The organism is Murimonas intestini, assembly GCF_024622195.1.
GTDB lineage: Bacteria > Bacillota > Clostridia > Lachnospirales > Lachnospiraceae > Murimonas > Murimonas intestini.
Genome location: NZ_JANKBI010000003.1, coordinates 356,011 through 375,956 on the forward strand (window position 1 = coordinate 356,011; position 19,946 = coordinate 375,956).

Annotated in this window: 18 protein-coding genes; 17 read left to right on the plus strand and 1 reads right to left on the minus strand. The window is 47.6% G+C overall.

Features of this window, described 5'->3' with window-relative positions; all coding sequences use genetic code 11:
* The first annotated feature begins 16 nt into the window (after positions 1-16).
* From NSB28_RS07695 to NSB28_RS07720, 6 genes are read left to right on the plus strand one after another with little or no spacing between them, the layout of a single operon-like run.
* Positions 17-709, plus strand: coding sequence for a zf-HC2 domain-containing protein (locus NSB28_RS07695; protein ID WP_109626327.1), 693 nt, complete (start codon positions 17-19; stop codon positions 707-709).
* A gap of 39 nt (positions 710-748) precedes the next feature.
* Positions 749-3,373: a DNA polymerase I gene (gene polA / locus NSB28_RS07700; RefSeq protein WP_109626378.1), complete on the plus strand. Its 2,625-nt coding sequence runs from the start codon at positions 749-751 to the stop codon at positions 3,371-3,373.
* Positions 3,360-3,980, plus strand: coding sequence for a dephospho-CoA kinase (gene coaE, locus NSB28_RS07705; protein ID WP_243134889.1), 621 nt, complete (start codon positions 3,360-3,362; stop codon positions 3,978-3,980). Before polA ends, coaE begins: the two co-directional genes overlap by 14 nt.
* Entirely contained in the window at positions 3,967-4,764 is a 798-nt protein-coding gene (locus tag NSB28_RS07710; protein WP_109626328.1) for an MBL fold metallo-hydrolase, read from the plus strand. The genes coaE and NSB28_RS07710 overlap by 14 nt, the downstream gene beginning before the upstream one ends.
* Positions 4,765-4,805: 41 nt before the next feature.
* Positions 4,806-5,078: an ACT domain-containing protein gene (locus NSB28_RS07715; RefSeq protein ID WP_109626329.1), complete on the plus strand. Its 273-nt coding sequence runs from the start codon at positions 4,806-4,808 to the stop codon at positions 5,076-5,078.
* Positions 5,079-5,129: 51 nt separating this feature from the next.
* The gene (locus NSB28_RS07720) at positions 5,130-6,494 is read left to right on the plus strand and encodes a PFL family protein (protein WP_109626330.1); all 1,365 of its coding nucleotides are present in this window, start codon (positions 5,130-5,132) and stop codon (positions 6,492-6,494) included.
* 48 nt (positions 6,495-6,542) lie between these two features.
* Here NSB28_RS07720 and NSB28_RS07725 read toward each other — a convergent pair whose 3' ends face one another.
* On the minus strand, positions 6,543-7,805 hold the full coding sequence (locus tag NSB28_RS07725; RefSeq protein WP_257497627.1) for a tRNA(Met) cytidine acetate ligase: 1,263 nt from the start codon (positions 7,803-7,805) through the stop codon (positions 6,543-6,545).
* 295 nt (positions 7,806-8,100) lie between these two features.
* On the opposite strand from NSB28_RS07725, the gene pta reads away from it, so the two are divergent.
* From pta to NSB28_RS07780, 11 genes are all read left to right on the plus strand, one after another.
* The gene (gene pta / locus NSB28_RS07730) at positions 8,101-9,096 is read left to right on the plus strand and encodes a phosphate acetyltransferase (RefSeq protein WP_109626332.1); all 996 of its coding nucleotides are present in this window, start codon (positions 8,101-8,103) and stop codon (positions 9,094-9,096) included.
* Between the two features lie 89 nt (positions 9,097-9,185).
* Positions 9,186-10,379 carry an acetate kinase gene (locus NSB28_RS07735; protein ID WP_109626333.1) on the plus strand — a complete coding sequence of 398 codons (1,194 nt, stop codon included), beginning with the start codon at positions 9,186-9,188 and terminating at the stop codon, positions 10,377-10,379.
* Positions 10,380-10,517: 138 nt separating this feature from the next.
* A complete protein-coding gene (locus tag NSB28_RS07740) occupies positions 10,518-11,042 on the plus strand; it encodes a YceD family protein (protein WP_109626334.1) in 525 nt (174 codons plus the stop codon).
* Between the two features lie 3 nt (positions 11,043-11,045).
* A complete protein-coding gene (gene rpmF, locus NSB28_RS07745; RefSeq protein WP_109626335.1) occupies positions 11,046-11,228 on the plus strand; it encodes a 50S ribosomal protein L32 in 183 nt (60 codons plus the stop codon).
* A 160-nt stretch (positions 11,229-11,388) separates the two neighbouring features.
* A complete protein-coding gene (plsX, locus tag NSB28_RS07750; protein WP_109626336.1) occupies positions 11,389-12,420 on the plus strand; it encodes a phosphate acyltransferase PlsX in 1,032 nt (343 codons plus the stop codon).
* A 17-nt stretch (positions 12,421-12,437) separates the two neighbouring features.
* Positions 12,438-12,668 carry an acyl carrier protein gene (gene acpP / locus NSB28_RS07755; protein ID WP_109626337.1) on the plus strand — a complete coding sequence of 77 codons (231 nt, stop codon included), beginning with the start codon at positions 12,438-12,440 and terminating at the stop codon, positions 12,666-12,668.
* A gap of 71 nt (positions 12,669-12,739) precedes the next feature.
* Positions 12,740-13,435 carry a ribonuclease III gene (gene rnc / locus NSB28_RS07760; protein WP_257497628.1) on the plus strand — a complete coding sequence of 232 codons (696 nt, stop codon included), beginning with the start codon at positions 12,740-12,742 and terminating at the stop codon, positions 13,433-13,435.
* 6 nt (positions 13,436-13,441) lie between these two features.
* Positions 13,442-17,002: a chromosome segregation protein SMC gene (gene smc, locus NSB28_RS07765; RefSeq protein WP_109626338.1), complete on the plus strand. Its 3,561-nt coding sequence runs from the start codon at positions 13,442-13,444 to the stop codon at positions 17,000-17,002.
* A gap of 9 nt (positions 17,003-17,011) precedes the next feature.
* A complete protein-coding gene (gene ftsY / locus NSB28_RS07770; protein ID WP_109626339.1) occupies positions 17,012-17,950 on the plus strand; it encodes a signal recognition particle-docking protein FtsY in 939 nt (312 codons plus the stop codon).
* 24 nt (positions 17,951-17,974) lie between these two features.
* Positions 17,975-19,186, plus strand: a complete 1,212-nt coding sequence (gene ilvA, locus NSB28_RS07775; RefSeq protein ID WP_109626340.1) for a threonine ammonia-lyase — start codon at positions 17,975-17,977, stop codon at positions 19,184-19,186.
* Positions 19,187-19,189: 3 nt separating this feature from the next.
* The gene (locus tag NSB28_RS07780) at positions 19,190-19,927 is read left to right on the plus strand and encodes a phosphatase PAP2 family protein (protein WP_109626341.1); all 738 of its coding nucleotides are present in this window, start codon (positions 19,190-19,192) and stop codon (positions 19,925-19,927) included.
* Positions 19,928-19,946 lie beyond the last annotated feature (19 nt).

Here is a 19,946-nt window from a genome sequence, read left to right on the forward strand (position 1 = left end):
AGACAGGGGGCAGAGAATGGATATCAGACAGAAGATGGATTGTAAAACAGCACAGCAGATGATTACTTCTTATATAAAGAGGGAGCTGACAGACAGAGAGCTGGAGGGCTTCATAGAGCATATCCGGGAATGCAAGGAATGCTATGAAGAGCTTGAGATATATTTCACGATCCACTTTGCCCTGCAAAAGCTGGATGAGGATAAAAATGTCTCCTATAATATACAGAAGATGCTGAAAGATGATCTGAAAGCATCGGAGCGCAGGGTACACCGCAGGAGGGTGGCCAGATATTATAAATATGCGCTTGTCATCCTGGCACAGTCGGTCCTGATCCTGGCGCTTCTGACCAGGCTCCAGTACTGGGGTGAGGGATCTATGAAGAAAACTACTGTATATTCGCTTTTTCACGGAGGCCCGGGTGAGATAGAACAGCCTGTGCCGGAGACAAGGAAGCAGACTGAAAAAGAGACAGAGAAAGCTGCGGAGGAGACGCAGATACAGGCTGAGACGGAGAGACAGACGGAGAAACGCACAGAAGCTGTAAAAAAGACAGAAAAGATGATAGAGAAAGAAACTCAGACAGGTTTAAATGAAGACAAGCCGGCAGCAGCACAAAACAGCATAGAGAGCATAAAGCCGGAGGAGTCATCCATAATATATGAAAAGCCAAGGAAACAGCCTGGAAGCAGGCCCGTTTCAGGAAATTGAGTCATGACCAGAAAAAGTGAGGAGACAGCAGCAGGAAATATGAGTGAAAAGATAGTATTGATTGATGGACACAGTATATTAAACAGGGCATTCTATGGAATTCCGGATCTTACTAACGGGGAAGGGCTGCATACAAATGCCGTATACGGATTTTTGAATATTATGTTCAAGATCCTGGATGAGGAGAAGGCACAGTATCTGGCAGTAGCTTTTGATCTTAAAGCCCCTACCTTCAGGCACAAGATGTTTGAAGCGTATAAGGGGACGAGAAAGCCCATGCCTGAGGAACTTCACCAGCAGGTACCTGTGATGAAAGAGATGCTGACAGCCATGAAGGTACCTCTGCTTATGAAGGAGGGATACGAAGCTGATGACCTGCTGGGCACCGTGGCAAAGCGCGCGGAAGCAGAAGGCCTGGATGTCTCCATCGTGTCAGGGGACAGGGATCTTCTGCAGCTGGCTACTGATAAGACTAAAATACGGATACCCAAGACAAAACGCACAGGAACGGAAATCGAGGATTACAATGCGGTGGAGGTCAAAGAGAAATATCTGGTGACCCCTAAAGAGTTTATAGATGTAAAAGCCCTTATGGGAGATGCCTCAGATAATATACCGGGAATACCTGGCGTGGGAGAAAAGACGGCTACAAAGATCATAGCAGAGTACGGTTCTATTGAGAATGCTTACGGACATCTGGAGGAGATCAAGCCGAATAAGGCAAGAGAGTCACTAAGAGAACATTATGATATGGCACAGCTCTCCAAGACACTGGCAGCCATCGATACGGACAGCCCTGTGGAGTTTTCGCTTGAGGAGGCCAGACTGGGGGATCTTTACACAGAGGAAGCATTTGAGCTGTGCAAGAGACTGGAATTTAAAAACCTGCTGGCCAGATTTAACTGTGACGGCCCAAAGAACAGCGTGTCAGGTCATTTTAAGAAAATAACAGACACAGCAGCAGCTGATGAAATATTTGAAAGTGCACTAAATGCTGATATCCTGGGATTCCAGCTCCTGATCTGGCAGAAGCAGATTCAGGGCCTGGCAGTCTGTTATGGGGAAGAAGATATTTATTACCTTCCTGTACAGGGGGCCATGACGGCAGAGTATCTGACAGGCAGGCTGGAGCAGGCGGCAGGCAGTGCAAAAATGTCAGGCACTATAAATCTGAAGGAGGAGCTGTCCTTCATCAGGATCCCTGACAGGAAAAGAGTGGTTGATGAGGCCATTGCCGCATATCTGATCAATCCCCTTAAGGATACTTACACTTATGATGATCTGGCGAAAGAATACCTGCAGATGATAGTGCCTTCCAGGATGGAACTGCTGGCTAAGGGCGGTTATGATCCGGAAAGGGAGGAGACTGCCGCATGCGCAGGGTATATGGCATATGTGGCTTTTGCCTGTGCGATTCCTGTCCAGGACAGATTAAAAGAGCTTGATATGTTCAAATTGTTTACAGACATAGAAATGCCTCTTGTGTATACCCTTTACGACATGGAAAAGGCCGGAATCATGGTAAATGCGGAGGAACTGAAGGCATATGGAGACAAGCTGACAGGCAGGATCGGCGAGCTGGAGGAGAGTATCTGGGCGCAGGCCGGGGAAAAATTCAATATTAATTCCCCCAAGCAGCTGGGAGTTATTTTATTTGAGAAGCTTAAGCTGCCCGGGGGCAAGAAGACAAAAAGCGGGTTTTCCACAGCGGCAGACGTGCTGGATAAGCTGGCGGATGAATATCCTATAGTGTCTCTGATATTGGAATACAGGCAGCTTACAAAGCTGAAGTCCACTTATGCGGACGGGCTGGCTGTGTATATTACAGAAAACGGCAGGATCCACAGCAGCTTCAACCAGACTATAACTGCCACCGGCCGTATCAGCAGCACGGAGCCAAATCTTCAGAATATCCCTGTGAGGATGGAGCTGGGCAGAGAGATCAGGAAGGTATTCATTCCCAGCCCGGGATTTATATTCGTGGATGCAGACTACTCTCAGATAGAGCTGAGGGTGCTGGCTCATATTTCAGGGGACAAGACACTGATCGATGCTTACAGGCAGGCCCAGGACATACACAGGATCACTGCATCCCAGGTGTTCCATATCCCGTTTGATGAAGTGACTCCTCTTCAGAGAAGGAATGCCAAGGCGGTAAATTTTGGTATAGTTTACGGCATCAGCTCTTTTGGCTTGAGCCAGGATCTGAGTATCACAAAGAAAGAGGCTGCTGAATATATAAACAAGTATTTTGAGACATATCCCCGCATTAAGCAGTTTCTGGATGAAACAGTGGAGAATGCCAAGAAAGAAGGATATGTGACAACTCTGTTTGGCCGCAGGAGGCCGGTGCCGGAACTCTCATCCAGTAATTTCATGCAGCGTTCCTTCGGTGAACGTGTGGCAATGAATGCGCCTATACAGGGGACGGCGGCTGATATCATCAAGATCGCGATGATCAGGGTAAATGAGCGGATGAAAAACGAGGGACTCCTCTCCAGGCTGATCCTTCAGGTTCACGATGAACTGCTTGTAGAGGCGGCAGCCGAAGAGGCGGAACATGTAAAAGAAATACTCAGGGAAGAGATGCAGGGCGCGGCCGACCTGGCTGTCAGGCTGGAAATAGATATGCACACGGGAGCAAACTGGTATGAGGCAAAATAAGATAAAGGTACTTGGAATAACAGGGGGAATCGGCACAGGCAAAAGCACTGTGCTGGATTACATAGGCAAGATGTACCATGCAAGGGTCATCCAGGCGGACCAGGCGGCTCACCTGCTGATGGAACCGGGGCAGGTCTGTTATTATAAAATTGTGGAGAGCTTCGGGAGCGGCATACTCCGGGGTGACCAGAAGATAGACAGGGAAAAGATGGCAGCAGTCGTATTTTCCGACAAAGAAAAACTTAAGAGGCTTAACCAGATAGTCCATCCGGCTGTAAAGGAATATATAATCGCCGAGATCAAAAGAGAGCGCGGGAACGGAACTGTTCCGTTTATAGTGCTGGAGGCAGCGCTTCTTATTGAAGACCATTATGAGAGTATTTGTGATGAATTCTGGTATGTCTACGCAGATGAGGACGTGAGGAGGCAGCGCCTGATGCAGTATAGAGGATATACGGCTGAGAAGGTAAAGCAGGTCATGAAAAACCAGCTGCGTGAAAATGTATTCCGGCAGCATTGTCAATTTGTGATTGACAACAGCAGCAATATTGTAGAAAATACATATGAACAAATTGACAGGGGACTGATAGAACATGAATTTTTGTAGTATAACCAGCGGCAGCAGCGGTAACTGTATTTACGTGGGCTCGGAAAAGACGAGCCTGCTCATTGATGCGGGCGTAAGCGGCAAGCGGATCGAGGCAGGGCTTAATGCAATTGACAGGACTTCTAAGGAGATAGACGGTATTCTGATAACACATGAGCATTCAGACCATATAAAAGGGCTGGGCGTGCTGGCCAGAAAGTATAATATCCCGATCTACGCCACACAAGGGACGATAGCTGCCATTAAATCCATCAGCTCACTGGGCAGGATAGATGAACAGCTCTACTGTCCCATCGAGGCTGATCAGACTTTTGACATCTCTGACTTAAGGATCTCGCCATTTGCAATATCACATGACGCTGCACAGCCTGTTGCATACAGGGTGGAGCACGGCGGTTCAGCGGTCGGCGTGGCGACGGATTTGGGGGTCTACAATGACTATACAGTGGAGCATTTAAGAAATCTGGATGCAGTGCTCATTGAGGCGAACCACGATATTAATATGCTGCAGGTGGGAAGTTATCCATATCCCTTAAAGCAGCGTATCCTGGGGAACCGGGGTCATCTCTCGAATGAGAACGCAGGCAGGCTTTTGTGCGAGATCCTGCACGACAGGCTGAAGACTGTATTCCTCGGGCATCTGAGCAAGGAGAATAACTATGAAGAGCTGGCCTATGAGACCGTGTGCGCTGAAGTGACATTGGGTGATAATCCATACAGGGCAAATGATTTTCCAATCATGGTGGCAAAGCGGGACTGCAATTCACCTATGGTGGCAGTATAAGCAATACATAATATAAATTCCAGAATAAAAAGGAGAAAGCTATGAAGAAAACAATCATCACAGTAGTAGGAAAAGACACAGTTGGAATTATTGGAAGAGTGTGTACATATCTGGCAGAGAATAATGTCAATATTCTTGATATCTCCCAGACGATCGTACAGGGATACTTTAATATGATGATGATCACGGACACTAACAGCTCCAAAAAAGAATTCGGTGACCTTGCAAAGGCGCTGGAACAGCTGGGTGAGGAGATCGGTGTTTCTATCCGCTGCCAGCATGAGGATATCTTCAACAAGATGCACCGCATCTGATCAGGAATCAAAGAAGCATAGAATACGAGAAGCAGAAAGGAAACATCTATCATGATAAACATGTTTGAAGTCAATGAGACGAATAAGATGATCACCCAGGAGAATCTGGATGTCCGCACGATCACCCTGGGCATCAGCCTTCTGGATTGTGCAGATTCAGACCTGGAAAAGGTTGCAAAAAAAATCTATGATAAAATCACCACTGTTGCTAAGGACCTGGTGAAGACAGGTCAGGAGATAGAGAGAGAATACGGGATTCCGATTGTTAACAAGAGGATATCTGTTACTCCAATTGCTCTGGTGGGCGGCAGTGCCTGCAAGACACCGGAGGATTACGTAGTCCTGGCGAAGACCCTTGACCGGGCGGCAAAGGAAGTGGGTGTTAACTTTATCGGCGGATACTCAGCTCTGGTTTCAAAAGGGATGACAAAAAGTGATGAAAACCTTATCCGTTCTATCCCTCAGGCTCTGGCATGCACTGAGAGGGTCTGCAGTTCCGTGAATCTGGGATCCACAAAATGCGGGATCAATATGGACGCTGTCAGGCTTATGGGAGACATCATCCTTGAGACAGCTGAATATACAAAAGAAAATGATTCTCTGGGATGCGCCAAGCTTGTAGTGTTCTGCAATGCACCTGATGACAACCCCTTCATGGCGGGGGCCTTCCACGGGGTTACAGAAGCTGATGCTATTATAAATGTGGGAGTCAGCGGACCGGGAGTGGTAAAGACGGCCCTGGAACAGGTCAGAGGAGAGAGCTTTGAAGTGCTCTGCGAGACGATAAAAAAGACTGCGTTTAAGGTAACACGTGTGGGACAGCTGGTGGCGCAGGAAGCTTCCAAAAGGCTGGGTATCCCCTTCGGTATCCTGGATCTGTCCCTGGCGCCAACGCCGGCTATAGGAGACAGTGTGGCAGACATCTTATGCGAAATAGGCCTGGAGTTTGCCGGAGCGCCTGGAACCACAGCTGCGCTGGCACTGCTTAATGACCAGGTGAAGAAAGGCGGAGTCATGGCGTCTTCCTACGTGGGAGGCTTGAGCGGCGCTTTCATTCCTGTCAGCGAGGATCAGGGCATGATCGATGCTGTTCAGGCAGGAGCGCTCAGTCTGGAGAAACTGGAAGCCATGACATGTGTCTGCTCAGTGGGACTTGATATGATCGCGATACCTGGCAGCACAAAGGCAACTACCATCTCAGGCATTATTGCAGATGAGATGGCTATCGGTATGGTGAATCAGAAGACTACGGCTGTCCGCCTGATCCCTGTTATCGGCAAGGATGTGGGAGAGATCGTACAGTTCGGCGGACTTCTGGGATATGCGCCCATCATGCCGGTGAACCAGTATTCCTGTGATGCATTTGTAAACAGAACGGGAAGGATACCGGCGCCTATACACAGCTTTAAGAATTAAAAATATGGCCCGGCCTTCTGGGAGAATTCCCGGAGAGCCGGGCTATTTTCACACAATAACAGGCGATATCCTGTACTCATTATAAATATGCCCGGGACTCTTTGCCTGGCAGATACAGTGGTATATCTCAGATGCCCTGATATCTTTCTGAAGCATCTGCAGGCCGTGGTCATGCAGCTGGGAAGCTGCATCTGCGACTTTTGTGATCAGAGGCAGGTTTCCTGATGTCTTGATCTCCCTCAGAAGAGGTGAGGCGCTTTTTTTAAAGCCAAGGATGCGGGCATAGGGAACCTCAAAAGTGAGGCCATCCCGTCTGATATCTGATGTGCGGATATCCAGAAGGAGATGGAGGAGGCAGCGCCTGACTCTTGTGAGAGTTACCTGCTTTGTTTTCAGCAGTGACAGAAATTCTGCGTAACCAGTATATTCAGGAAGCAGATTCATGATCCTGCGGGCCAGATCAGGCGTCATATCCAGGAAAGGCATCAGGTCATCAGGTGAGGAGGCCTGCAGAAGCCTGTAATGAATGATCTGTGAGAAGTCTTCCTCAGATACCAGCCTCCCTGCGCTGTACAGCTTTCTGAGCAGGGAAAGTGAGCAGTCAGGGAGCTGGGAAGATAAGTTGTCAGGGAAAACGTCACTTACTGCGAGCGCATTCCTGACTGCTGAAGCTGAAGCAAAAGCAGCGGTGTCCCCGGCGCCGGAGGGAAGCTGAAGATTATGATAGCCGCTGCCCTTGCGGGGGATGGTGACAGGCTGTATCCTGCTGTTGTTTGCCAGCAGAGCTCTGCAGTATTCCGCCCCCAGTATATTATTTGGTGAATCAAGTATTTTTGAGGATAATGAAGATTCGGATGAAAGGCAGGCTGACAGAGCTTCCTTCCTGGCGGCGGGAAAGGTCATCCCTTCCTTCTGGGCTTTTCTGAGGGCTGCCCGGTAGACAGGGGGCTCCTTAAGAAGGATAGAGGCACACTCCATAAGAGCTGATGCATCCCCGCATTCACTGCCAAAGGACAGGAAATCAATGACGCCCAGGCCGTCCAGCAAAGCCAGGGCTCCGCCTGCAAAGTATTCGGCAGATGCACATGAGAAGCAGGCGGGCAGTTCCAGAACAAGGTCTGCGCCGCCGCATAAGGCCATCCTGGTCCTTGTATATTTATCGGCAAGCGCAGGGCCTCCGCGCTGCACGAAGTCTCCGCTCATGACAACCACAACATATCCGGCTCCTGTAAGGCGTCTGGATTCCCGTATATGATAGAGGTGGCCATTGTGGAATGGGTTATATTCTGCTATGATACCGACTGTTTTCATTTTAGGCTCCATTTCTTAATTTAATCATTATAATTATAGCCCAGAAAGGGCTGCGTGTACATCAAAAGATACAAGTGGGGAGGTTGAAATTCCCAGTTGATAGGGCTATAATAAATCTGAAAATATAACTGGTTAGTACAAAAACTGCATGCAGACGGCAGGATGGGATGAAAAGTTTGTTAAAATTTTAATTATATTGTTAAGATTTCACCTATCATGTATAATAGAAAGTAACTATCCAGACACTGAACAGTTATAACAAAAAGTAACGTTAACACGAAAGGAGTCAGAAATCATGGGATTTATTGACGTAATCAAAGAAAGGGCAAAAGCAAACAAAAAAACGATTGTTTTGCCGGAAACAGAAGACCGCAGGACTTATGAGGCGGCAGCCCAGATCCTGAAAGAAGGGATCGCGGACATCATCCTGGTAGGAAGCGAAGAAGATGTTAAAAAAGGAAGCGAAGGTCTTGACCTCACAGGGGTTCAGATCGTTGACCCGGCTGTTTCTGAAAAGACAGCAGCCTATATTGACAAGCTTGTTGAATTAAGACAGAAAAAAGGAATGACACCGGAGCAGGCAAAAGAGATCCTTCTTAACCAGTACCTGTACTATGGCGTCATGATGGTAAAGATGGGTGATGCAGACGGTATGGTTTCCGGTGCATGCCATTCTACAGCTGATACATTAAGGCCGTGCCTTCAGATACTGAAGACAAAGCCGGGCACAAAGCTGGTAAGCGCATTTTTCCTGATGGCTGTTCCTGACTGTGAATATGGCGCAGACGGTACATTTATCTTTGCTGACTGCGGTCTGAACCAGAACCCGAATCCGGAAGAGCTGGCTGCTATTGCAGGATCTTCAGCAGAGTCCTTCAAGCTTCTTGTAGAGAAAGAGCCTGTTGTGGCTATGCTTTCACACTCCACAATGGGAAGCGCTAAGCATGCTGATGTGGACAAGGTAGTTGAGGCAGTGAAGATTGCAAAAGAACAGTATCCTGATCTGAAGCTGGATGGGGAATTCCAGCTGGATGCTGCTATCGTTCCGAGCGTAGGCGCTTCAAAAGCACCGGACAGCCCTGTGGCAGGGAAGGCCAATGTGCTGATGTTCCCGGATCTGGATGCAGGAAATATCGGATATAAGTTAGTGCAGAGACTTGCAAAGGCGGAAGCTTACGGACCTATCACACAGGGTATTGCAAAACCTGTCAATGACCTGTCAAGAGGCTGTTCAGCAGCAGATATCGTAGGGGTAGTAGCCATTACATCTGTACAGTGCCAGGCAGAATAAGGTTGTAACGGGATATACGGCGTTTATACTGCAGCGCGGGGCATGCGCTGCTAAAAATATGAGAGATCAAAAATGGAGGTATTTTTGAAATGAACGTATTAGTTATCAATTGCGGAAGTTCTTCACTGAAATATCAGCTGATTAACTCTGAGACAGAAGCAGTATTGGCTAAGGGGCTTTGCGAAAGGATCGGCATCGAAGGCAGCCGCCTTGTGTACCAGCCGGCAGGCGGGGAAAAGGAAATTACAGAGAGCCCGATGCCTACTCATAAAGAAGCTATCCAGATGGTACTGGATGCTCTTGTAAATGAAAAATCAGGTGTTATCGCCAGCCTTTCAGAGGTTGGAGCCGTAGGACACAGGGTTGTGCACGGCGGTGAAAAATTCGCATCCAGCGCTGTTATTACAGAAGAAATGCTCGCAGCAGTGGAAGAATGCAACGATCTTGCACCTCTTCACAATCCGGCAAACCTTATTGGTATCCGCGCATGCCAGGAACTGATGCCGAACGTACCCATGGTTGGAGTGTTTGACACAGCCTTCCATCAGACAATGCCTGAGAAAGCTTATATGTACGGTCTTCCATATGAGTACTACAAGAAATATAAAATCAGAAGATACGGTTTCCACGGTACATCACACAGCTTTGTATCTAAAGAGCTGGCCAGCTTCCTGGGTCTGGACATCAACAATTCCAAGATCATCGTATGCCATCTCGGAAACGGAGCTTCCGTATCAGCAGTGGTGAACGGTAAGTCAGTAGACACTTCCATGGGCCTGACACCTCTTGAAGGGCTTGTGATGGGAACACGTTCCGGTGACATTGATCCTGCTATCCTGGAGTTTTTAGCTCATAAGGAAAATATGGATATTGATGAGCTGATGAGCATGCTGAACAAAAAATCAGGTGTTTACGGACTTTCTGATTATATTTCAAGTGATTTCCGCGATCTTGAGGATGCTGCTGAAAAAGGTGATGAGAATGCCATCCGTGCGAGAGCTGTCTTCAACTACAGAGTTGCCAAATATATCGGCGGCTATGTGGCAGCTATGAACGGAGTTGATGCAATCGCATTTACAGCCGGACTTGGTGAGAATGATACTCTTGTCCGCAGGGATATCATGGCTTATTTAGGATATCTGGGAATCGAGCTGGATGAAGAGAACAACAAGCTCCGCGGTAAGGATGTCCTTATTTCCACACCAGATTCCAAGGTCAAAGTCGCAGTTATCCCGACAAATGAAGAACTTGCTATCTGCCGTGAAACAGTTGCGCTGATTTAAACAGAAATACAGGGGATGGGTGTACTGCCCATCCCTTAAATTTGGCTGTTGGGGATGGTATTTTTATCAAGAAAAAATACTTGACAAACAATAATGCCGTCTGTATAATAATACAAGTATGGATAGGAGATGTGTGAGATGATTGACCTGACAAAAGTTTTAAATAGTGATGGTAAAGAAATTCATGCAGAAGAAATGATTGGTTTTGAGACTTTTGTTTCAAGGCTGGGCGAATTTCCTATCACAAGCAGCACACCGGTATCCCTCACGATCAAGAATAAAGGGAATCAGGAACTGCAGTTAAGCGGCATGGTAACTCTACATGTATTGATACCGTGCAGCCGGTGTCTGGAGGACGTCGATACTGAATTTGTAATCGAGTTTGACAAAGAGCTTGATATGAAGATGGATGACGGCGAAAGACAGAAGGCGCTTGATGAACACAGCTATATAGAAGGTTATAACCTGGATGTGGATGAGCTTGTCTATGGTGAGATTTTGGTCAATTGGCCCGTTAAGGTACTGTGTAAAGAGGACTGCAAGGGAATCTGCAGTGTCTGCGGAACAAACCTGAACCTGTCGACTTGTAGCTGTGAGACCACAGATTTAGATCCTAGAATGGCCAAAATCCGTGATATCTTTAGTAAATTTAAGGAGGTGTAAACCATGTCAATCTGTCCAAAGAATAAATCTTCCAAAGGAAGAAGAGACAAGAGAAGAGCTAACTGGAAAATGACTGCTCCGAACTTGGTAAAGTGCAGCAAATGCGGCGAACTTATGTTGTCTCACAGAGTATGTAAGAACTGTGGAACATACAACAAAAAAGAAATTGTATCTGTAGAAGACTAATTTGGTACTCTTTTTGCAACTGGTCAGGTACTGGACAGTTACACTTTTTTAGCATCTCTGGCGAGATGCTTTTTTTCTGGCACTGAATTCGTAAAACAGGTATTGATTTTCTGAATGATGTTTAGTATATTAGTCTATAGATATACGAGGAGGAATTATTATGCAGGAAAGAGTAAAGGTTGTGGTCGATGCCATGGGCGGAGACAACGCGCCTGCCGAGATCGTTAAGGGAGCCGTAGAGGCAGTAAATGAAAGAAAAGACATCAAAGTGTTCCTGACAGGCAGAAAGCCTGTGGTCGATGCCCAGCTGCAGAATTACACCTACGACAAGGACCAGATTGAAGTGGTGGATGCGCAGGAGGTGATCGAGACTGCAGAACCGCCTGTAGTAGCGATTCGCAAGAAAAAGAATTCTTCCATTGTCGTAGGTCTGAATATGGTGAAGAAAAAGGAAGCAGATGCATTTGTCTCTTCCGGAAGCACCGGGGCTGTACTGGTCGGCGGCCAGCTGATCGTAGGGCGTATCAAGGGAATTGAAAGACCGCCTCTGGCGCCTCTTATCCCTACGAAAAATGGTGTTGCGCTTCTGGTGGACTGCGGGGCAAATGTGGATGCCAGGCCATCACATCTGGTTCAGTTCGCCAAAATGGGATCTATCTATATGGAAAATGTAGTAGGCGTCAAGAATCCCAAAGTCGGCATTGTGAACATCGGCGCTGAAGAAGAAAAAGGAAATGCGCTGGTGAAGGGGACATATCCGCTGCTGAAAGAATGTAAGGACATTAATTTTGTAGGCAGCATAGAAGCAAGGGATATTCCGTCGGGTGCCTGTGACGTAGTTGTGTGTGAAGCCTTTGTGGGGAATGTGATCCTGAAACTTTATGAAGGCGTTGGGGCTACGTTGATCAGCAAGGTCAAGGAAGGCATGATGGGCAGCCTGCGCTCAAAGATCGGAGCGCTGCTTGTAAAGCCAGCCTTAAAGGCTACGCTGAAATCTTTCGACGCAAGCCAGTATGGCGGAGCACCGCTGTTAGGACTCAATGGGCTTGTAGTCAAATCACACGGCAGTTCAAAGTCCGTGGAGATAAAGAACTCTATTATTCAGTGTGTCCAGTTTACACGACAGGGCATCAGTGAAAAAATAAGAGAAAATATTATTTTAAGTGCAGAAGATGACAGCACTGAAAATTAAAGAGAGGATTTGGTACTATGGAATTTGAAAAGTTACAGAAAATAATCGCAGAGGTATTAAACGTTGATACGGAGGAAATCACATTAGACACTACATTTGTGGATGACCTCGGAGCTGATTCACTGGATGTATTCCAGATCATTATGGGAATTGAAGAAGAATTTGACATTGAGATCCCGAATGAAGAAGCTGAAAAAATCGTGACGGTGGGCGATGCCGTAGAGCAGATTAAGAACGCTGTAAACTAATTTCAGAACTTGCGCAGAAAGGGTGCTGCAGTGCAGCACCCTTTTGACTTATGTGAACAGGGAGGAATATTATGCATTATAACTGGATGCCGGAAGAGCTGGAAGAGAGGGCGGAGTATGTTTTTCAGGATAAAGCGCTTCTTTTTCAGGCAATGACACACAGCTCTTTTGCCAACGAACATAAATATGAGCGTACAAAAGACAATGAGAGGCTGGAATTTTTGGGAGATGCGGTGCTGGAGATCATCAGCAGTGAATTTCTTTTTTTGAATTATCCCAAAATGCCGGAGGGGGATCTGACAAAGCTGAGGGCCAGTATCGTATGTGAACCAACACTGGCGGTCTGTGCCAGGGAACTGGGGATCGACAAGTATCTGCTTTTAGGAAAAGGTGAAGAGCACACTGGAGGAAGGAACAGGGACTCAATTGTTTCTGACGCGATGGAAGCTCTGATCGGTGCAATTTATTTAGATGGAGGTTTTGTTAATGCAAAAGAGTTCGTTCAGAAGTATATCCTGACAGATATAGAACACAAAAAGCTCTTTTATGATAGCAAGACAATTCTCCAGGAAATAGTCCAGAGAGATTATAAGGAAGACGAGATCAGCTATGTGCTTATAGGAGAGGAAGGGCCGGACCACGACAAGACCTTCATTATTCAGGTGAAAATAGGCGCTGTGCCGGTGGGACAGGGCTCAGGAAGGACGAAAAAGGCTGCAGAGCAGGCAGCCGCTTACCAGGCGATAATTGCTTTGAAAGGAAAATAAAGACAGATGTATTTAAAAAGCTTGGAAGTACAGGGATTTAAATCCTTTGCAAATAAAATTGTTTTTAAATTCCACAATGGGATCACCGGCATCGTAGGGCCCAACGGAAGCGGTAAAAGCAACGTGGGCGATGCGGTACGCTGGGTGCTGGGCGAGCAGAGTGCAAAACAGCTCCGCGGCGCCAGCATGCAGGATGTCATCTTTTCAGGGACAGAAAACAGAAAGCCCCTTGGTTTCGCTTCTGTGGCCATCACCCTGGATAATTCTGACCATCAGCTGCCTGTGGAGTACCAGGAGGTCACGGTTACCAGAAGGGTATACCGCTCCGGTGAGAGTGAATACCTGATCAATGGAGCTGCCTGCAGGTTAAAGGATGTAAATGAGCTTTTTTACGATACAGGTATTGGCAAAGAAGGGTATTCCATAATTGGACAGGGCCAGATAGAGAAGATCCTGAGCGGAAAACCTGAGGAGCGCAGGGAGCTTTTTGACGAAGCGGCAGGGATCGTGAAGTTTAAGAGGAGGAAGGCTACGGCCCAAAAAAAGCTGGAGGATGAGAAGCAGAATCTGGTCCGTGTAAATGATATCCTCTCAGAACTCACAAAGCAGCTGGGGCCGCTGGAGAGACAGGCAGAGACAGCCAGGATCTATCTGAAGAAAAAAGAGCAGCTGAAATCTCTTGACGTTAATATGTTCCTTCTGGATATGGATCAGATAAAACAGCAGCTTGCTGGGGCAGAGGAAAAGTACTCTGCTGCGCAGGAGCAGCTGGCTGCAACAAGGCAGGAATATGAAGGCACAAAAGAAAAATATGACGAGCTGGAAGATAAGCTGGAGGCGCTGGCCGGACGCATCGAGGATGAGAAGGAACGGGCGAACAAGAACGAGCTGCTTAAACAGCAGCTGGAGGGACAGATAAATGTCCTCACTGAGCAGATCAATACAGCAGAGCAGAATAAAGTAAGACTGGCGGCCAGGGCCGGAAGCATCAAAAAAGACCTGGAAGAAAAAGAGGCACAAAAAGAAGCCTCCATGGAAGAGGCGCGCGGCTTAAAGGCAGAGCTTGAGAAGGCCAGGGCAGAGGAAGCTGTGAGCATGGAAGAGGGCGATGCCCTCACCGTGGAGATAGACAGCCTGAAGGAACAGATAGAAAGCGCCAAGAGCGGTATCATATCTCTAATGAATCAGCGGTCGGCAGCCAAGGTAAGAATGCAGCGATACGATACCATGCTGGAACAGATACAGATCAGGAAGGCAGAGCTTTCGCAGAAGATCTTAAGACTCAGAAGTGAGGAGATGGACCAGGAAGAGTCTCTGCAGGATCTGAAGCGGGAATACGATGAAGTTACAGCGGAGATAGACAGCCTGTGTGACAGGAATGACGGCTATGAAACAGAGCTCTCTGACCTGCAGGAAAAATTAAATGAGCTGAACAGGAATCTGGACGCAGGACAGCAGGCTTACCACAGGGAGTCCTCCAGGCTGGAATCTCTGAAGAATATTACAGAGAGATACGACGGCTATGGGAACAGTATCCGCAGGGTCATGGAGCAGAAGAGCAGGGAGCCGGGACTGCTGGGAGTAGTAGCGGATATCATCAAAGTGGAGAAATCCTACGAGATCGCCATTGAGACAGCGCTGGGAGGCAGTATACAGAATATTGTCACAGAGGATGAAGAGACTGCAAAGCGCATGATAGATTTCCTGAAGAGGAATAAATACGGCAGGGCTACATTTCTGCCGCTTACCAGCATTGGAAACAAAAATGGCTTCACCCAGAACAGGGCGCTCACTGAAAAAGGAGTCATCGGCCTGGCAAGCAGCCTGTCTGTCACAGAGCAGAAGTATGCAGGACTTAACCAGTATCTTTTGGGCAGGACTGTTGTAGTGGATAATATTGATAATGCAATAGCGCTTGCACGGAAATACCAGCACAGCCTGAGGATCGTTACACTGGAGGGTGAGTCCTTAAGCCCGGGCGGGTCCATGACAGGAGGAGCCTTTAAGAACTCCAGCAATCTTCTGGGACGCCGCAGGGAGATAGAGGAGCTGCAGGAAAATGTGGCCCTGCTTAGAAAAGAGATGGAGCAGGCGCAGCAGGAAATAGGCAGAGTCAGGAATAAGAGGAATGACCTGCGCACTAAAATCGTTGATCTAAATGAAGCGCTGAAGAAAAAATACATACAGCAGAATACAGCAAAGCTGGCTGTCTCCCAGATGGAGTCCAGAAGACAGGAGACTTCAGCAGGGTACGAGCAGCTTAAGAAGGAATCCAGGGAGATTGAGAACCAAGTTGTGGATATCGCACAGCAGCAGGATGAGATAAAAGAGGAACTGGATGTATTTCTGGAGCAGGAAAGAGAACTGCAGGAGAGTATCGGGGAGAGGCAGAAGGTGCTGGAGGAAAAGAGACAGCTGCGCATGGTCTCCAACCAGAATACGGAACGCCTCCACCTGCAGCTTGCCAATGTCTCTCAGAAAGAAGGATTTATCCGCCAGAATCTGGAAAGAATTAAAAAAGAGATGGACAGGCTTGGCGGGGAGCTTCAGGAGAATGAGAGAGAGGGCGCCCAGATCAGTCAGGAGACAGTTAAAAAGCAGAGCGATATTGCAGAAATCCAAAAGACGATCAGCGCTGCTGTAGACCAGGAAGGGACAGCCAGATCCCTGATGGAGGAGCTTCTGAAAGAGAAGGAGACCATGAATCAGTCCCACAAGGACTTTTTCAATAAAAGAGAAGAGCTTTCCGAACAAATCTCCCTGCTTGACAAAGAGAGCTTCCGCTTAAATACCCAGAAGGAGAAACTGGAAGAGGGAAAAGCCACACACATTAATTATATGTGGGAAGAATATGAGCTGACCCCTTCTGCGGCAGCTGAGCTGAAAAATGAAGAATACACAAACCAGGCCCAGCTGAAGAAGGACATTAACACTTTAAAGGCTGAAATCCGGGCCCTGGGCAATGTGAATGTGAATGCCATAGATGATTTCAGGGAGCTCTCAGAACGGCATGAATTTTTGAGTACCCAGCACGATGACCTGATAAAGGCCGAACAGGCTTTAATGGAAATTATAGAAGAGCTGGATGCAGGCATGAGATCTCAGTTTTCAGAGAAGTTCGCCCAGATACAGAGGGAATTCGACAAGGCGTTTAAGGAGCTTTTCGGCGGAGGGAAGGGTACCCTGGAGCTTGTGGAGGATGAAGATATCCTGGAAGCAGGTATCCGTATAGTATCCCAGCCCCCGGGCAAGAAACTTCAGAACATGATGCAGCTCTCCGGAGGAGAGAAGGCCCTGACAGCGATCGCCCTGCTTTTTGCCATACAGAACTTAAAGCCCTCGCCCTTCTGTCTCCTTGATGAGATCGAAGCCGCCCTGGATGAATCAAATGTGGGAAGGTATGCGAATTACCTGCACAAGTTGACAAAGAACACACAATTTATTATTATAACACATAGACGGGGAACAATGTCGGTGGCAGACAGGCTCTATGGCATCACAATGCAGGAGAAGGGGATATCGGCACTAGTATCCGTGAATCTGATAGAAGATGATTTGGATAAGTAGGAGGAAGACATGGAGGAAAAGAAGAAAGGTTTCTTTAAACGCCTGGTAGACGGACTGGCGAAGACAAGGGCAAACATCGTATGCGGCATTGACTCTATCTTCAGCGGCTTTTCCAGCATTGATGAAGATTTCTATGAAGAGATTGAAGAGATCCTTGTGATGGGTGACCTGGGAATCAATGCTACAACTGCAATAATAGAAGATTTGAAGGCGAAAGTTAAGGAACAGAAAATTAAGGATCCCATTTTATGCAAGCAGCTGCTCATAGACAGTATCAAGCAGCAGATGAACGTGGGGGAGACAGCTTATGAATTTGAAAATAAGACTTCAGTTGTCCTTGTCATTGGCGTAAATGGTGTGGGTAAGACGACAAGTGTGGGAAAACTGGCAGGAAAGCTGAAGGACCAGGGCAAAAGGGTCATATTGGCTGCAGCAGATACCTTCAGGGCAGCGGCAGGCGAACAGCTCACTGAGTGGGCTAACAGGGCAGGCGTGGAGATCATAGGCGGTCAGGAGGGCTCAGACCCGGCTTCAGTAGTATACGACGCGGTGGCAGCGGCGAAGGCACGCCATGCGGATGTGCTTCTCTGTGATACAGCCGGACGGCTCCACAATAAAAAGAACCTCATGTCTGAGCTGGGAAAGATAAACAGGATCCTGGAGCGGGAGTATCCGGAAGCCTACAGGGAGACTCTTGTAGTCTTAGACGGGACAACGGGACAGAATGCCCTTGCACAGGCCAGACAATTTAAGGAAGTGGCGGATATCACAGGTATTATCCTGACAAAACTGGACGGCACGGCAAAAGGGGGGATCGCAGTGGCGATCCAGTCTGAGCTGCATATACCTGTAAAATATATCGGAGTAGGTGAGAGCATTGATGATCTCCAGAAATTCAATGCTGATGAATTTGTAAATGCGCTGTTCCATGTACAGGACGAGGACTAGATAAAGTCAGAAAGGTCGAAAGCTATGTTAACATTAGAGAAATTTGAAGAGGCTTCAGAGGTGGTAAAACAGGTCACTCAGGAGACAAAGCTGGTATACAGCCAGTATTTCAGCGAACAGACCGGAAATAAGGTGTATTTCAAGCCTGAAAATATGCAGCTGACAGGTGCATATAAGGTGAGAGGCGCCTATTATACGATCAGCACACTCAGCCAGGAGGAAAAGGACAAGGGCCTTATCACGGCTTCAGCCGGGAACCATGCCCAGGGAGTGGCATATGCCGCCAAGGCCTTTGGCGTAAAGGCTGTCATTGTCATGCCGACTACCACACCGCTGATCAAAGTAAACCGCACAAAGAGCTACGGAGCCGAGGTGGTGCTCTATGGTGATGTATATGACGAAGCCTGCGCCCATGCTTACGAGCTTGCTGATAAAGAGGGCTATACGTTTATCCATCCTTTTGACGATCTGAGAGTCGCTACAGGACAGGGAACTATTGCCATGGAGATCGTCAAGGAGCTTCCGCTTGTAGATTATATACTTGTGCCTGTTGGAGGAGGCGGACTGGCCACGGGTGTATCCACTTTGGCCAAGATGCTGAATCCGAATATCAAAGTCATCGGCGTGGAGCCTGCAGGCGCCAACTGCCTTCAGGTTTCAAGGAAGAATGGGAAGGTCACGACACTTCCGGGAGTGAATACAATTGCCGACGGTACCGCTGTCAAGACTCCGGGTGAGAAAATATTCCCGTATCTTGTGAAGAATCTGGATGATGTGATCACTGTTGAGGATGATGAGCTTGTGGTGGCATTCCTGGATATGGTGGAAAACCATAAGATGGTCGTGGAGAATTCCGGGCTACTGACTGTAGCAGCACTGAAGCACCTGGATGCACAGGGCAAGAAGGTCGTATCGGTGCTGAGCGGGGGCAATATGGATGTGATTACCATGTCAAGCGTTGTACAGCTGGGGCTTATCCAGAGGGACCGCATCTTTACAGTGTCTGTGCTCCTGCCTGACAAGCCGGGTGAGCTGGTCAATGTGGCCACTGTCATTGCGAATGAACAGGGAAATGTTATCAAGCTGGAACATAACCAGTTTGTAAGCACAAACAGGAATGCGGCAGTGGAGCTGCGGATCACTCTTGAAGCTTTTGGGACTGAGCATAAAGCGCGGATCGTGGAGGCATTAAACCAAAAAGGATACAGGCCGAAGCTTATACGGCCGAGTTTGTAAATCATGCAGGCTGTATACCGTTTTCTGAAAAAATATGTGGACCCATGGGCAAGGCTGGACAGTATCATTCCGCTGGCAAGCGCGTTTTTGTTTAATACCCTGATCTACTTTGGCACAAATTACCTGACAAGAGACTGGCATCACTATGACTTTACTCTTGAGATAGACAGGGCTGTCCCGTTTGTGCCCGGTTTTGTATGGATCTATTTAGGATGTTATATTTTCTGGATCGTTAACTACCTTATGGTGGGACATTTTGACAAGAAGCATTTTTATCAGTTTGTGACTGCTGACTATACTTCCAGGCTTGTATGCCTTATATTCTTCATCTTTCTGCCTACTACAAATATCAGGCCGGAGGTATTGGGGGATTCGGCAGCGAGCGGCCTGATGAGGTGGCTGTATGATGTGGACATGCCGTCTAACCTTTTCCCGTCGATCCATTGCCTGGTGAGCTGGTTCTGCTATATTGGAATCAGAGGAAGAAAAGAGATACCCAGGTGGTACCGGGCTTTTTCCTGTTTTTTTGCGTTGCTGGTAGCCGCTTCCACCCAATTTACAAAACAGCATTATATTGTGGATGTCATTGGCGGGATCGGCCTTGCAGAGCTCATGTTTTATCTGAGCAGGCGTTTCCAATATTATGAGATAATTAAGAAATTTTTTGAGAAAATTAATGGCAAGTTGTACAGATTGTTGCTAAAATCTTCTTGTGATGCAGATAATACTTCTGTGACATGAAATACGCTGCGCTATATGC